General features: G+C 44.4%; 14 protein-coding genes. 3 read left to right on the forward strand and 11 right to left on the reverse strand.

Annotated features, from left to right (window positions below; genetic code table 11):
• Positions 1–189: 189 nt before the first annotated feature.
• The gene (locus RIH33_RS02040; protein ID WP_406651014.1) at positions 190–2,793 is read right to left on the reverse strand and encodes a CotH kinase family protein; all 2,604 of its coding nucleotides are present in this window, start codon (positions 2,791–2,793) and stop codon (positions 190–192) included.
• A 245-nt stretch (positions 2,794–3,038) separates the two neighbouring features.
• Between RIH33_RS02040 and RIH33_RS02045 the strand changes: the two genes are divergently transcribed.
• Together RIH33_RS02045 and RIH33_RS02050 are read left to right on the forward strand one after the other, a co-directional pair.
• Positions 3,039–3,365 carry a hypothetical protein gene (locus RIH33_RS02045; RefSeq protein WP_406651015.1) on the forward strand — a complete coding sequence of 109 codons (327 nt, stop codon included), beginning with the start codon at positions 3,039–3,041 and terminating at the stop codon, positions 3,363–3,365.
• 234 nt (positions 3,366–3,599) lie between these two features.
• Positions 3,600–3,845: a hypothetical protein gene (locus RIH33_RS02050; protein ID WP_406651016.1), complete on the forward strand. Its 246-nt coding sequence runs from the start codon at positions 3,600–3,602 to the stop codon at positions 3,843–3,845.
• Positions 3,846–4,424: 579 nt separating this feature from the next.
• On the opposite strand, the gene RIH33_RS02055 is transcribed toward RIH33_RS02050, so the two are convergent.
• Positions 4,425–5,066 carry an SPOR domain-containing protein gene (locus RIH33_RS02055; protein ID WP_406653332.1) on the reverse strand — a complete coding sequence of 214 codons (642 nt, stop codon included), beginning with the start codon at positions 5,064–5,066 and terminating at the stop codon, positions 4,425–4,427.
• Positions 5,067–5,411: 345 nt separating this feature from the next.
• Here RIH33_RS02055 and RIH33_RS02060 point away from each other — a divergent pair, with 345 nt between their 5' ends.
• Entirely contained in the window at positions 5,412–5,780 is a 369-nt protein-coding gene (locus RIH33_RS02060) for a DoxX family protein (protein WP_406653333.1), read from the forward strand.
• 439 nt (positions 5,781–6,219) lie between these two features.
• On the opposite strand, the gene RIH33_RS02065 is transcribed toward RIH33_RS02060, so the two are convergent.
• The 9 genes from RIH33_RS02065 to RIH33_RS02105 form a co-directional block, all read right to left on the reverse strand.
• Complete coding sequence (locus RIH33_RS02065; protein WP_406653334.1) at positions 6,220–7,101, reverse strand: phosphoribosyltransferase family protein; 882 nt, start codon at positions 7,099–7,101, stop codon at positions 6,220–6,222.
• A 306-nt stretch (positions 7,102–7,407) separates the two neighbouring features.
• Positions 7,408–8,334 carry a universal stress protein gene (locus RIH33_RS02070; RefSeq protein ID WP_406653335.1) on the reverse strand — a complete coding sequence of 309 codons (927 nt, stop codon included), beginning with the start codon at positions 8,332–8,334 and terminating at the stop codon, positions 7,408–7,410.
• Between the two features lie 17 nt (positions 8,335–8,351).
• Positions 8,352–8,804: an ATPase gene (locus tag RIH33_RS02075; protein ID WP_406653336.1), complete on the reverse strand. Its 453-nt coding sequence runs from the start codon at positions 8,802–8,804 to the stop codon at positions 8,352–8,354.
• A gap of 6 nt (positions 8,805–8,810) precedes the next feature.
• Positions 8,811–10,658: a V-type ATP synthase subunit I gene (locus tag RIH33_RS02080; RefSeq protein ID WP_406653337.1), complete on the reverse strand. Its 1,848-nt coding sequence runs from the start codon at positions 10,656–10,658 to the stop codon at positions 8,811–8,813.
• Positions 10,655–11,251 (reverse strand): V-type ATP synthase subunit D, encoded by a 597-nt coding sequence (locus RIH33_RS02085; protein WP_406653339.1) that lies wholly within the window; start codon positions 11,249–11,251, stop codon positions 10,655–10,657. The genes RIH33_RS02080 and RIH33_RS02085 overlap by 4 nt, the downstream gene beginning before the upstream one ends.
• A 10-nt stretch (positions 11,252–11,261) precedes the next feature.
• A complete protein-coding gene (locus tag RIH33_RS02090) occupies positions 11,262–12,605 on the reverse strand; it encodes a V-type ATP synthase subunit B (protein WP_406653340.1) in 1,344 nt (447 codons plus the stop codon).
• A complete protein-coding gene (locus RIH33_RS02095; RefSeq protein ID WP_406653341.1) occupies positions 12,602–14,383 on the reverse strand; it encodes a V-type ATP synthase subunit A in 1,782 nt (593 codons plus the stop codon). Before RIH33_RS02095 ends, RIH33_RS02090 begins: the two co-directional genes overlap by 4 nt.
• Positions 14,384–15,199 (reverse strand): DUF2764 family protein, encoded by an 816-nt coding sequence (locus RIH33_RS02100; protein WP_406653343.1) that lies wholly within the window; start codon positions 15,197–15,199, stop codon positions 14,384–14,386. It lies immediately after the preceding gene.
• The gene (locus RIH33_RS02105) at positions 15,196–15,807 is read right to left on the reverse strand and encodes a V-type ATP synthase subunit E (RefSeq protein ID WP_406653344.1); all 612 of its coding nucleotides are present in this window, start codon (positions 15,805–15,807) and stop codon (positions 15,196–15,198) included. Before RIH33_RS02105 ends, RIH33_RS02100 begins: the two co-directional genes overlap by 4 nt.
• Positions 15,808–15,815 lie beyond the last annotated feature (8 nt).

The following is a 15,815-nucleotide window of genomic DNA, read 5'->3' on the forward strand; positions in this document are numbered from 1 at the left end:
TTGGACGAGCGCAGCGATGGACAAAGACCGGAATCTCAAGGGTTCTAATTAGGCTTTAATCTGTTGGATTTCGATCTTCCTTCTTGTCTATCCTTCGACACGGCAGTCTGCGACCGCCTGCTCAGGATGACAAATTCGACATGGCAGTATGCAGAAGGTCGTGTAATTGTAAACCGGAAGGACAACCTTCTATTCTATTACCACTTTTCGTCTGTATAGCTGGGTGTCCGTTTGAATTTCCAGTAGGTATACCCCCCTTTCAAAATGTGAAACATCAATGGTTGAGGTGGCTCCACCGGATGGAATGCTTTGGAGCAGTCTTCCTTGTAGATCGAACACTCTCACTGATACCAGTTGTCGCTTTGAAGTAATCTGAATATTGTTGGACGTAGGGTTTGGAAATACACTTAATGCGAAATCCAGCGGCTGAGCACCCAAAAGGTCAACATCCAAAACATTGTCAGCTTTCCAGTTGGACGGATCATTGTTATCAGCAGTTGGGTCGATCACACTTAGAAAATAACCATCACCATCCGCCTCCGTGGGCCAGGGTGCCTCATCAAGATAGGTCACCTCGTCTATCGTCATCCCATAACCATTGAGCAAGGTGATCGTTTGGCCGCCATTGTTCAGGCTTCTGCTAAACTCATCAAAAGGATTGAAGCCATACGCTTCCTTAAACGCATCAGCTTCATTGGCCAGGTAGACACTACTGCCTGCTCCCAGCGTAATATTCGGAGGAAACTGATAGACCAGACCTGTACCCCCAAAATAGACTCCCGTGAGGTCAATGGTAGTGCTGCCAGTGTTGGTGATTTCAATGAATTCCAGGTCCTTCTCATCCTTCCCATCTTCAGTCATCGGGTGATAGTTGATCCTGGTGATGACCAGATTGGACACCGATTCTCCTTTACAAGCCTGTCCATTACCAAGTTGTGAAGTGATCCAGTCGACCCGATCCATTACCCATTGTTTCATTAAGGCGACATGCTCCGCACGATCTTCGCCTATTCCCCACCTGGCGTGATTTCTTTCGGCAGCTGCCTGTGTCTCTGCGAATACTTCATCAATGAAGGAGTTAACCGCGTCAGGATGTAGTGGCTGCCCCACGGCGGTGAGCGCCAGCCAACGCTTGCTGAAGTAGCAGTGGAACGTAGGGTCCTGGAAAAGATCTCTCCAGAACCTGGCGCCTACATTGTCCCCATCATCAAACTGCCAAACATCTGTATGGCTTCTGTCTAAGCCCCAGAAAAAGAGGTCATTCCCAAATGTCAGGTTGAAATCCCACAGTGGGCCGGCGCGAAGTTTTCCGTTTCTGTCTTTGTGAAAAAAGGTGCTAAACTGGTAGGCATCCGCATTGGATGCCAGCTCATTCATGATCATAAAATCCACGAAAGATGGTATGTCAATAATCGAGGGATAGCCACCAACCAGGGCATCATTATTATTGAATGCCTGTGTTTCCAGGTTAAAGAAAATCTCCCGAATGTAGTTGTTTTGTGAGGCAGTAACGGTGGTGGGCTTAGGGTGCTCATGCACAAAAGCCGTCTGCCATCCGGAGTAGTTGTCCATGTACCAGGCAGCCACATCGCTCCCTTCGGTTTTGTCTGACTTGGTAATGTAACCTCCGGTAAGTGCCTTCCCTTCTTTGTCTTCGGGCTCTATTTTATTGATGTCTATTCGGTTGTCATCCGCTTTCAGCTTTTCCTGCAAAACATAGACGCCCATATAGTCTCCATTCAAGATCACCTCGCAGTACCTTCCCCTTGACGCATACTCGCCTATTTTTAGTGACAGCTGATAGGCGATATAATCCCGCATCAATGAAGGGTCGAAAGCAAAACCATTCAAAATCCAGTCATTTTCTTTGGGCATACCAAACAAACTCACATTGTCTTTTTCATTGGCCTCATCGTAAGTGGTCAGGGCATATTGCTTCTTATCTGAGCAGCAATTGGAAGAGGAGCCTCTGATCTCGATCTCTATATTTCCATCATAATCAAGGCTTTCAGGGTTGGAACTGTCGGTAACGGCGTTATCCTGTCCGGGGCCATTGTCAATGATCGTCATCGTGGCCCTGATCTTGGGTTCATTCGGGATGGTTTGCCCACCAGCCGTATGGATGATGACTATGGGCAGATTGGAAGTCTCCAGCACAATGTCCTGTTGTTCCACAGGTTCATCAAACCAGTCCGGAACACTCCGATAGTGATTGGTGGTGGTGTTTATACCTACGGACATGGTGGGAATCGCTGTGAGGTCGGAGGACGTCAGACTTTCATTGTGTACCTCAACGGCCAAAATATTGGCCCCTTCTATCAAAAGGCTTCGGTCCACCATGTGCCGCTCCGGATCTGCACCCGTGTAGAGCTGTGCTTCATGCAGGCCGTCAGAAGGCTGATCAAAGGCCGGTGGCTCTCCGGATACTAACGAGCGTGCTATTTCCGTCCCATTGAGATACGCTACAAATCCATCATCATAGTCCATGTCCAACAGCAACTGCTCTACCTCTGCCAACGAGACAATGGTAAACCCTATTCGCATATAGACAGCCATAGTTGCATCAATGACCGTCTGGTCATCATCATCGCCATAACCTATTCCTGAAGGCCCCTGACTCCACTGAGCATCATCAAAATCAATCTGAGTCCAATCGGCAGCTGGCTGTGAAGTTGGCACCTGGTAGCTCCACGTGTCTCCGGGAAGGACCACGCTCTCCCAATGATTGATTTGACTTTGAGCAGCCAGAGAAAGCATGACGAAAAGGATCGTGGGAAAATGGAATGTTTTCATTATGGATTTATAAATTTTTTAAATATAAGGGAAATCGCCATTCTGACAGTTGAAATATGCCTGGGAATGGGCAAATGGATGTCAGGAAAGTTAGAAATACCTTCCTTCATGCCGGGGTTTGTGATCATGCAATTTGTTTTGATTGACAATCGTTTTAAAAGTCACCTTTTCTCTAACTTTATCCGGTGGTACGATTCGTTAGCAAATATTTTATCAGACCAATCAGCATCCTGATGAGTGTTTATATGATAAACCTCTCAATAGATGCTGCAGATATGGAAGGCCGGTTTGATCCGACAGTCAATGAGATAGAATCTGCCTTCGAATTGGTAGTGGAAGTGCTGATGGATCAAGGAGATGTCGTACCCGAACAGGATGAACCTGATCCGGAGGCAGAAACGTGCTTTCCCGGTTTGGACCACATCATTCCTGCTAATCCATTCCTGATGGAAGTAATGCTGAGGTACTACCTTCATCAAGCAGGAGCCTTGGTTTTACTGAACCATACGGATCCTTTCTTAACTTCCCTATCCCCTCCACCTGAGTTCACCTACGCCACCCTGTATTGTTAGTGTGCCAGTAACACTCCGACAGAGTGTTTCAAATTTCAAATATTCCGATTGGTGTATAGGTACTTGATTTTTAGTGCTTTAATTCTGTGTAATTAAAGTTGGTTATCAGGATGACTGTGCAGAAATTAATGATCGCCAGGGTGAACCTATGCCCTTCCCGGCAGATTGCCAGACTGCCTGATCGGATACTTTGGAGTGGATTAAAATGAAATCAAAAATTTAAAAGGATAAAGAATGCAAACAGTTAATGTCATAGAGATAGATTATAAAGGTGAAATGGCACCTGTTCAGGAGTACCAATTTGAACATTTGCCTCGTACCGATGAAAGAATAATCCTGACTAAATCAAATGGTGATCAGAAAGTATATCAGGTGAAGGATGTACATCACATGCCGTTTGACAAAACAACGATCTACATCATTGAGGATTTCAAATCGCTAAAGGGTGTGATTCAAAGCATTGCTAGCCACATGGCCTGATCGGTTATGACAGGGAGGGAATTTTGTGTTCCCTCCTTAATGTCTATTGAGTCAACCAGGTCATTATGGATCAATCTGGAAAGTTGGGGGAAAGATGAGTTGATGTTTCGCTGAAATAGAAAAGGGATCAATCTGAAAACCTATGGGGGAATTGCATTGAAGTTGGATGTTGGCATTAGTGATCTGATTCACTGTATAGTCCAGCTAACGGCTGAGCCGCTAACCCTTCATTTTCTTTGCTTGCCCCGGGCCGCGTAGGCAAAGAAAACAATTGGTTAGATGACAGAGGCACCAACCTAGCCGGTCGCACGCAAAAAATCATTTTGACTTATAAGTGTTGAGGTTTTTTTTGGAAATCTCCAAGTCAAAATGATTCACACTTGTCCCGGCCGGGCAAGGCTTGGATGCTCCGCCCGCCTTAGCGCCCAATAGTCTTCTGAATTACGAGTACATTAATGCGATTGGTAAAAATATAATCTTATGGACTTACCCCAGAAATACGGATTGATCCGTCATTATCAGCTAAGAAGACATGATTACTACCTTGATACGGTGTGGCGTGTCTATCCCTTCTGCCAATCAATAGCCCAATACCCAAATATCATCTGAAAGATTGCTGAAGGATGCGGCAGCAGATTCTGCCTGCTCACGGGTGGGATAATCTCCAACTGACACCCGGTAATAGATCAGTTTTCCGGTATCATGCTCAATGATTTTGATGGCATTTCCTTCCTTAGCCAGCTTGTTGGCGTAATCCATGGCCAAATCATCATCTATACTACTGGAGACGATGATGTGGAAGCGACCGGTACGGGTGGAAACTGATTCCACTACTCCAGCCGCTCGTCGGGCCTCAATGGCAGCTAATTCATCCAGCTTCTTATTGACAATTGCCAGTTGATCCTTGGGATACTTTTCATTTGGAAAGAGAGATGACGCTTCAGAGTACAGGGATCTTGCCCGCTGCCAGTTTTGCAGTGGCATTTCCGCATCGGCATCTTTGATCAGTTGGTCGTACTTAATTTTATTTTGTGCGGTGAGTTCTGCAGCCTTTTTTGCAGCTTCCTCCCTGGCAATTTGCTCCAGCTGCGCTCTTTCCCTGGCCTCTTGCTCTGGCTTATACATCACCCAATACCATAAGCCCACCAAACCGGCAACTATAAACACTGTGAATACAATAACTCTTATTGCCTTATTACTTCCGTTAGCTTCCTCACTCATGGTTTTAATGATTTTATGGACTAAAGGTAGTTAAATGGTATTTACAATGCCAAATCATTACAGAACACATCAGGTTTCGCAGAGAATGTCAGATCAGGATGAAGTCCTTCAGTGGGATGTTGTGCCCATAGAATTTCTTTCTCCCATATTATCCGGTTTTAGAAGAACCGCGGGCAAGCACAAATACCGGAAGCTTTTACACCTCAGTTGGAAAGATTTTGGTATTATCTTGCTTTTTAAGTTGGTTTTAACAATTCAGGTCTCTGCGATACCGGAAGGTTACGGTGTTTTACATTTACTTTGCTCAGTTCAATTTTACTTCCAATAACCCCAGTTCTCTGTAGTATGAAAAATCTTAACATCTATTACTGGATTTCCATCGGATTGATCCTTTTTTTCCTTGTTCCGGGCTCTATCATGAATATTATGAAAACCCCCGATTGGCTAGAGGTGTTTACCCAATTGGGTTACCCCGAGTATTTACTCCCTTTTCTGGGAGTGGCCAAGTTGTCCGGATGTGTTGCCTTGCTCCTTCCAAACTTTAATCGCCTTAAAGAGTGGGCATACGCCGGGTTGTTTTTCGATCTTGTCGGGGCTACTTATTCAGGACTAATGGTAGGAGGATTTGAACCTGCCATGCTGATTATGTTTATCGCATTAGCCGTGGTGCTGATCTCCTACTGGCTGTGGCACAAGAAACTAGCTCAGGGATAGCGTGCAGACTTCCGAAGACTCGCTGTCCCGTTTTAAAAACTCAGAAAGTCTCCGAACTATATGCAAAACATGAGTAGGTAAATACAGACTTCCGAAGACTAGCCGTCCGCGTTTTAAAACTTCGGAAGTCTACATTCAAACCTTGGTTGGTGCATGACTGACTATAGCGGGATAGGATGAGTATTTCCAGTCGGCAATGCTACTAACCAGACCTGCTCTCAGAGGGTTGAGATGGATGTAAGCAATGATCATTGAATAGTAAGCATCGCTATCAATCTCCTTTTTTTTGAATTTGCTTTGAAAAAGGCTGCCTGTTCTGTCGTAGCCCTTGTTAATAGACTTTGCATATGTCCGTTTTAAAAACTTCGGAAGTCTCCGAACTAAATGCAAAACATGAGTAGGCAAATCATGGGCTAATTGGCTGGTTTATGTTTGTAAATCATGTCATGAGTCCATCCCCTATTGATAGGGCGAGATTGTGATTTGAATGCAGACTTCCGAAGTTTCCAGAACTTCGGAAGTCTACACCCGCCCCTGCTTTTTCACGGCATGAGATCAGGTACTGAAGGAGTTGCAAGCGGTTTTTGAAATGATCATTCAGCTCATCGAAACCCTCGCTGGCACATTGCTGTGCGATGAGGGTAAGCTCGCTGGATGGCAGTATGGAAAGATAGGAAATGAAATCTTCGTCCACTGCGTGAAGCAGTAGTTTGAGTACCCTGGTGTTGTACCTGAATTCCGGGTGGTGCCTGAGGGGAAGTACATCCAGCAGGTTTCTAACCGCTATCTGGTTGATGTCGCTTTCCAGCACTGCTTCCTTATGGCCACTGAGGTCCAGCAGATAAAAGAACTGGATATCACCCACGACTGATTGCAACCTGTCTCTGATGGCTCGCTCATGCATGCCTGTCACATAGGCATCATCCACCACGATCACCGATTGGCCTTGCAGCTCAGACAGGACATAGTCAAACTCCAGATAATGCGTATAAGAAAGGCGCTGCTGCCGTGTGAGGGTGGCAAAATCTACTGAGGCCACCCTCCTTCTCTGGAGCATGGATCGCTTAAAGCGACTTCCCAGTTGGGGAAGCATGGTTTCCACCAGCTGATTGGCCGCATTGGGCACGGATAAATAGGAAGATGATAGCAGGATGTAGTGCTTGTGCTGGTCTATGTGATCCAGGATGAATTGTGAAAATATCGCACTGAAATAGTGCTGGCTGGTCACACATCCGTGTTTCATCAGGCTATACTGATCACCGGGGAAGGTCGTGTTGGTAAAGAGCGGGTGATAGATTGCCCTGCGTTCGTTAATGCCCATTGTATTGCCAATGCTAGTAAAATCCGTGCGTAAAGTGATGTGTTAAATATTAAGCGTTTATTGGGTTTTTGTTGACTTAAAACCCCGTTTGGCTTATGGTAATTTTACTTCCGCACACATTGATTTTTCACCGGCTCCAATTCGTTACCCTTCAAGGCTAAAGAAGTGCACAATACTAATAAAAAATAGGAAATAAAGTGAATACTCGAAAGACGAAAAATGACTTTTATTAACAAGCTGATATCTGAGGAGTTCAACGTGACTTTTTCATACTCATGGCTGGTTTCGTGCCATTCAATTACATTCTCAGATTTTTGACAAGGCTTCCATAAAACCCATGTTTTCTCCCTTATCCTTGACAATTAGTATGGGGGTGCTGCTATCCAGATATACAAGTTTTTCGGCTACAGATCCCATCAAAACAGAGGAGAGATTGGTACGCCCTCTTGAGCCGAGGATGATCATATTTGAATGTGTTCTTTCTGCCAGTGCGTATGTCAGGGCAGAATGGTTGCCATCTTTTGACAAAATATACTCACAAGGTATATCCGTTGGGAATTCATGTTGAGAAAGAAATCTCTGATACTCCTTTTCGGCTAGTGACTTCATAATCTCCGCAAATTCAGTATATGATTTTCCTGTTTTGTAATACCCTATAGGAACGGCATATACGTGCATTGTGAGTAGTTTAGCCTTGGTGCTTTCCGAGAGTTTTAATGCACGACCCATTGCCAGAGCAGAGTGTTTGGAGAAATCCAGAGGTACCAGGATATTTTTTACGCCGAGGGTATGCTCTTCTGTAACCAACAGCAGGGAGCATGGACACTTTCGGGCAATTTTACTTGAGACCAGACCAGAACCCTGAAGGTTTTTTTTGCGCCCCATGACCAGCAGGTCTATATTCTTGATCTTACACAGTTTTAGGATTTTTTCTATTGAATTACCTTCCTGCACCATGCATTCTACGGATATTTGTGAAGCGCCGAAATGCTCATAAACCTTCTTTTTGAGACCATTCTCAATGCTCTCATCCAAGGGATCCAGGAGGCTGGGGTATTTTTGGAGCAGCTCCTCCGGGAGTTCCAGTGTTTTGGCTATGTGAACAAAAAATATTCGTTCAAGAGATAATGACTCACTGATCATAGCCATGTATTTAATCAGATGATCATCCATTTCAGAAAGATCTAGGGCAACCAGGGCAACTTTGTAAGGTTCTATTTTAGTGTTTTTCATTATTAAGTCATTTTGAGTTAAAGGATTCCACGAATGAGAAACAGAGATGCAAAGGCTATGATGGCATAAAGTTCGGGAAAGACCGCCAGAATCAGTGCTCTTCCAAAAACATCATTGCCAGACCCAATACTATCAATACTGCTGGCACATACCCGACCTTGATACAACCCAGAAAAAAGCCCCGCCAAACCAAGTGCCAGTCCCCCACCCAATATGCCGGCACCTTGCATCAGTGTCATGCCCGGCCCAATGAGGTCTTGCAGAATAAAGAAACCCGCAAAACCATACAGCCCCTGAGTGCCGGGAAGCGCACTTAAGACGATAAAAGACCCAAAGGATTCTGGTCTTTTTTTGAGTGCCCCTACTGTAGCCATGGCACCAATTGCGGTTCCCATGGCACTACCACAACCGGAGAGCCCAACTAAAAGGCCAAGGCCAATAAATGCGAGCGTTAAAGGTAAAGCTTCCATATTTTTCTATTTTGAGTGTGACACATCTATTTTCCGGAAGGGCTTATAAGGCATTCCTCCGCCTCCGAATTGAGCATTATTATAAAATTCAACAAACGTAAGTCTCAGTGGGTGTACAAATGCACCCAGCGCCGCTAACGCGAAGTTGAGGCTGTGCCCTAAAAGGAGAAAGATAACCCCAATGAGTACACTCCACCATTGATCTCCCATGATTTGCATGCCTATCTGATTCACCACCAGGGCCAAAACGGACGATGCCACTCCAAGAGCAAACAAACGAACATAGGACAGGATATCCCCCAGTATACCTGTAATGATGAAAAATAACGGCAAAATAGCGCTGGCGGCCCTGGTCAGTACGGGCTTCTTTAAATCGTGAAACAGGAGGACCATCAACACTCCCATTGCTAACATGAGCTTACGAGCCCGATCATAAGGGAGAAACAAGTCTACACCCTGCATATCCGCCAGGAAAATCCAGATCAAGCTGACGACCATCAGCAGCTTCCCTATTTGTGAAAGGCTTGCTAAAATGCTCTGGTATACGATCTTATTAATAATGGACACCATTATCCCAACCAATATCTGCACCACACCGATCAACAGTGCTACATTGAAAGCGTTGAAGAAAACTTCCCGGTCTTCCGGGATCATCACATACTGTGCGAGAAATTCAAAAATGGGGTGAGCCTGATCAGCTATTATCGGTATTCCAAAAAGGCTACCCGATTTGACCACTCCCATCACGGTAGTAAAAGCCCCAAGGATCATCCCTAAAAATGCCAGATTTCTGGACTTACTCAAAAAAGTGAATACACCAATAAGCGCAATGGTGAATAGGATGAGCCCATATCCGGCATCTCCCAGACAATAGGCAAAGAGGATGGGGTAAAACACCGCTATGAAGGGAGTAAGATCCATTTCATAGTAATCTGGCAATTGAAAGATGCGGGTGATGGGTTCGAAGAGTTTGGGATATTTGGGGTTATTCAACAACACAGGGATCACATCTCCAGCAGAGGGCTCTGAAACACCATAGGACAGCTCTTCCTTTTGGAGGAAATGCAGCAACCTATCTTCCATATTGGCCGGATACCAACCCTCTAAATGTAAAATAGAGGTCTTGCCGTATGTCTTATAGCTGCCATTAGCCAGTTGTAGTTGCAGTTGATTTTCCAGATGAAGCGCTTCCTCCCGGAGCAAGGGCAAATAGGGTATGTATGAGCATATATCTTTAATAAGTTCATTCTTTTCCCCTTCCAGCTTTGCTTCTTCGGATTGAATATCAGAAATACGCATGGGTGGAAGGTGTACTCTTTCGAAAGGTAAAGACACATTCCCCCCTTTTGAAATCAGCACGAAATAAATGCGACCAGCCCCTTCATGAATAACCTGATGTACCAATGACCCAAAGTCATATTTTTTGAAGTCCCTCTTTTCACCAATATAAAAGTCAACGCTAACCCCTGATTCTGTTAATCGCTCCAGTGTATTCTCATCAAAATCACCCCAAGGCGAGCGTTTCTGTTTGTCCTTATTGAGCACTCCCTGCTGCTTATGGTTAAGTTCCAGTTGACGCTTCAATACCAGCGTTTCATCGATCACCAAATCAATAGCACCTGACTCAGACGCTGTAACTTTTAAATATTCCTGCTTTTTGTCTACATGTTCTTCAATCAGTTCAATGGCTTTGCTCAACCTTGTTTTCCTTAATTCCAGGTCTTCCACAGGCTGACTTCTAAAATCCCGATTGAGTTCTAAATGAATCACCCCCAGGTCCTGAAGCATAGTGGCAATGGTCGATTTGTCTCGATGGTGTACCAGTAGCTCTATTTTTTTGAACCTTACCTTCATACAGCTTCCCTCCTTTTTGTTCTACTTTTCACGATCTTCAGGGCCGCTTTGGAGATGTTCTCCTTATCTTCTAAGAATCGTTTGATTTTCAATATGGCGTCCTCATAGGCCGGTATTTGCACCTTTTCATAGAGGTTGACTTTTTGAGTCGTCCTTTTTCTCGCAGCATCAAGTAAGTCTATCTGAAGGGTTTTAAATTTTATTTGAAGATCCAGCGTAATCACTCGCTGCATCAGATCAATACCTGCGGGAAGCCATGCAGGATAATTCCACCAGCTTATGTCAGCTATTTTAAAAGATACTTTCCCGATTTCAGGGAGATTCACCCCGACTATCTTTTTCTGATATACGCCCGGGTCCTCCAAAGTAACAATGTCGGGAAACTCACACCAAAAAGGCTGGAAGGCAATGAGCCTGTCTTCAAGGGAGCTCCTCTCTACGCGCAGCACCTGCAATTGACTTTTGGCCTTCTTTTCTTCCTGGCGCAAGGCCGTTTCCTTATTTTTCAAAATAGGAAGTGCCTTTTCCCGGATGGTCAATTGCTTCTGGAATTGCTGAACGGTGCTTTTATTATAGTGAAACTTGATGGCCATAGGAGTATTTCTAGTGGTGTTCGGCTGTTGATTCAGATGCTTTCCAATACTTCTCTATCAACTGCTCTTTAATTCCAATCTCATACTTCTCAAAGTACCGTTGAAACAAGTACCATCCCGTATCGAGCATTTCTTCAATTGAAATGTTAATATCAATCGCTAAAAGGCGCATGGCATACTCTTCGGAGAAAGCCAGGCATTTTTTATCATATTCGTTGAGGTCAAATCCGTTTTCTCTTTTGGTTTTAGCTTCCATCGCGTCGGCATACAGCCGAATGAGGGCGTTCATCACCTGTGGGTGATCCTCACGTGTTTTTTTGCCTATTACGTTTTGTTTGAGCCTGGACAAGCTGCGAAAAGGATCTACAATGATCTTTCCAATGTCTGTGTCATGTTTTAGGAAAAGCTGCCCCTCGGTGATGTATCCGGTATTGTCCGGAATGGCATGGGTAATGTCGCCTTCATTAAGTGTGGTGACGGCAATGATGGTAATGGATCCGCCATGCACAAACTGAACTGACTTCTCGTAGATACCGGCCAGCTCACTGTAAAGCGAGCCCGGCATGGAGTCTTTGGATGGAATCTGATCCATTTTATTGGCCACTATAGTCAGAGCATCTGCGTACAGGGTCATGTCTGTGAGCAAGACCAGCACATTTTGCTTCTTATCATTGGCAAAATACTCGGCCGCTGTGCAAGCCATATCCGGGATTAAAAGTCGCTCCAGAGGTGGGTCTTCAGGTCTATTGATGAAAGAAACGATCTTGTCCAATACCCCTGCTTGTGAAAATGTGTTTTTAAAAAAGATGTAATCGTCATTGGATAACCCCATCCCACCTAAAATGATCATATCCGCTTCTGCCCGCATAGCCACCTCTGCCAGGATCTCATTGTATGGCTGATCCGGATCCACAAAAAATGGAATCTTCTGGCCGGTAACAAGTGTGTTGTTTAGGTCTATCCCTGCGATACCTGTAGCCATTAAGGTAGAAGGCTTAGCTCGCTTGACAGGATTGACGGCACTTCCATTGATCAGTCGCTTCTCACCTACCAATTCAGGGCCTCCGTCTATCGGGGAGCCGTAGGCATTAAGAAAACGACCGGCCAGCAGGTCACTTACCTGTAAAGTTGGAGGCATGCCTGAAAATATGACTTCTGATTGTGAGGATATACCCTCGGTGCCGGAAAAAACCTGAAGCGTGACTTTATCTTCAATGACACTGATCACCTGTGCAGGACGCTCATTTATCCATGCCAATTCACCATAGCGCGCTCCTCGTGCTCTGACTTCACAAGTGGCTTTTGTGATTCTTGTGATCTGTGTGTATATCCGCTGAAATGCCTTCGTTCTCATATAAGGTTGATTTCAGGGTTGACATTTTTTTCTTTCTCCACCGACAACTCCTTGTCCAGCTCGGCTGCATATTTCTTGAAACTGGCTGATTGGAAAGCAGTGTAATTCATTTGTTTTAATAGATTAATGAGCTTTTTGAAATAGGTTCTTACCTCTTCAAAGTCGGAAAATGAAAATTCTTTCTCTCCAATCTCCATCACTTTGTTGAGCATATATTGCTGCCTTTTCATAGGAGTATTCATATCTATATTGTCAAATGAATCCTGCTGAATAAGTGCAAAGTCAATGACTTCACTCTTCCAAAAACTGATATGATAGATGACAGGGACCGCATCATCACCCAGAATACTGATCTGATCTCTTGCCTCTATTCCATTTCTTATGATATCCTTGGCCCTTTTAACCAATCGAACCCACCCATCCTGTATGTTTTTATCAGTATCAGCTATGAATTCCGGGTAGTCGAGGTATTTGGAATAAGAAGCCAGGGAATCAATTGCCGGGTAGCGTTTGGCATCTGCTCGCTTCTGCGAAAGGGCGTAAAAACACCTGGCTACCTTGCTGGTGGCTTCGGTCACTGGTTCTTTGAAATTGCCACCTGCCGGAGAAACAGTGCCAATAAAGGTCACTGAACCTTTCGCTCCGTTGGTCAACTCCACCAAACCGGCACGACTGTAGAAATTGGCAATGGTAGCGGGCAGTTCTACAGGAAAGGCATCTGGCCCGGGTAATTCCTCCATCCGGTTGGACATTTCCCGAAGCGCCTGCGCCCATCGCGAGGTGGAGTCTGCCAGCATCAGCACTTTCAAACCCATGTTTCGGTAGTACTCTGCCATGGTCATACCCACGTATACCGAAGCTTCCCTGGCTGCCACAGGCATATTGGAAGTGTTACAAACAATAGAAATCTTTTCATCGAGTTTTCGTCCGGTGGAGGCATCCGTGAGCTGTGGAAACTCAGTGAAAATTTCCACCACTTCATTGGCTCGCTCACCACAAGCGACAATAATAACAATGTCGGCTTCACTGTTTTTTGCAATGGATTGTTGCAAAACTGTTTTTCCGGTACCGAATGGTCCAGGGATATATCCTGTCCCGCCCTCCACTATGGGATTCAATGTGTCTATGACTCGTAAGCCAGTCTGCAGAATGTGATAGGGTCGTAGCTTTTGGTCAAAACTATCGATGGCCATTTTTACAGGCCATTTTTGACACATGGTGATGGTCTGTTTGTCTCCTTCTTCTGAGATCAATGTGGCCATAGTATCAGAAATCTTATAGTCACCAGGTTTGGTAATGGTTTCTACTTTGAATTCACCCCTCAACTTAAAAGGAACCATGATTTTATGATCCACCCAGTTTTCCTGCACACTTCCCAACCAATCACCGGCCTTTACCAGATCCCCCTGTTTCACCAGAGGTGTAAAAGAAAAAAACACATTATCATCGAGTGCCGCGGTTTCTTCACCGATATCAATGAAAAGACCACCCATTTTGGACAAGTCATTCTGTAGTCCGTCATATCTCTTGGAGAGCATACCGGGTCCCAGCTCCACTTCCAGCAAGTGTCCTGAGAATTCTACTTCAGCACCTATTTTGATGGTCCTGCTAGACTCAAACAACTGAGCGGAGGCCACCCTGCCAATTACCCGAATCACTTCAGCCTTTAACCTCTTCCCTTCACTCAGGATCAGACATATTTCATTTTGAATCACCGGTCCTTCGGCCTCTATTGAAATAAGGTTAGATACGATCCCTGTTACTTTTCCCCTGGTCATTTATCTGATATTTTGGAGTGAACGAACATTATGTTTAATGCGCTCCTGCATTTCCACGAAACGACTTGCTCCTCTTTCTGGCAAGAGGTTTTGCCAACGTTGGACCATCAGGAGTTTTAAGGTATACTCAAAGACTTGTTCCTTGTTGAACACACCCTTTTTCTCATCCAGATAGTCCCACTTCATCTGGTTCATCAACTTTTCAATCTTTCCAGGCTCTTTGGAGGAAATAGCTTCACCAATGTCTTCAATATGAGGATGGTTTCTTAGCCAGTCTGGCGGTATGGACAGCCCTTTTCCGATCTGATTTAAGATGCCTTCTTCAGCATTAGGCACGGTTAAGAAATCAAAATTGGAATAATTATAGGCCGAAAAGAACATTTTCAGTTTCCTTTCAAATTGGTAATATGCTACAATGAATGGGTCTTGATGCTCCACCTCTTCATAAAAAAGCTCCCATAAAAGTTCTTCCGTTTCTTTCATCGTCAGAGTCGGAAATTGATCGGTGTACTCATCCAAGAAATAGCTCATATAGGCAGGGAACATCATTCTGTTTTTATGATAGTCTGCAAGCTCTTTTTCAGAAAAGATAGCCGGGTAGACTTTCGGTGTTTGAGGAATAGCTTTGTGCTTTTCGAATAAAACATGAAGCAGATTCTGATGATCATTGGGATACAAGAGGTATCGAAATTGTCTGGCATCTGAAGGTTCCAGATTTCTTTGGATGGTATCCAGAATGTCTTCATAATCAATCTTTTGTGCTTTCTTGTTTAAGCTCAACCCGGGCAAACTGGCTATTAGATAATAGTAGCTCATGTTGGTTGACTAAAGAGTAAGTCTCTCGTTTGCTTATTCAGGTAGGATGAGAACAGGATGATGAAGTCGTCTTCTGAAAATGAAATCTGATAGCCTTCTGTTTTCTCAATGATTCTAAAACCTTTGTCCAATCTGTTATTGAATGTGATTGTGAGGTTCTTGACATGCTGCACGGTACTTTGAAGAAAGCCGGCATCCAATTTATTTTCAAGCTCTTTCGATAATACTAATTCCAAATCATCTGAGGGCTTCCAGCTGGAAATGGCTTCCAGAATACAACTCTTGAGAAACGAATCATCCGCAAAAGCATCTTTTGCATCCTTCACTAAAATTTTCTTTGATAGTGTGTTTTGGATTTCTTCCTTCAGGTCGCTGATCAATTGCATCCCCTTCAGCTGGACTTCTTTTTCCGTGCTTCTGGCTATTTTTTGAGCTTCTTTTTTGGCAAGAGCCACTATACCATTGGCCTCATTATTGGCATTGTCCAATAATTTCCTGGCCTCAGCTTCAGCTTGGGAGAGAATCTTCAGTGAATCCATTTTGGCCTCTTCAATTCCCTCCTGATAAATCTTATCTGTCAGCTTATTTAGGTTATTAATTTCCACCATAATTCTAC

Origin of the sequence: Marinoscillum sp. (genome assembly GCF_040222955.1) — a bacterium.
Classification (GTDB): domain Bacteria; phylum Bacteroidota; class Bacteroidia; order Cytophagales; family Cyclobacteriaceae; genus Marinoscillum.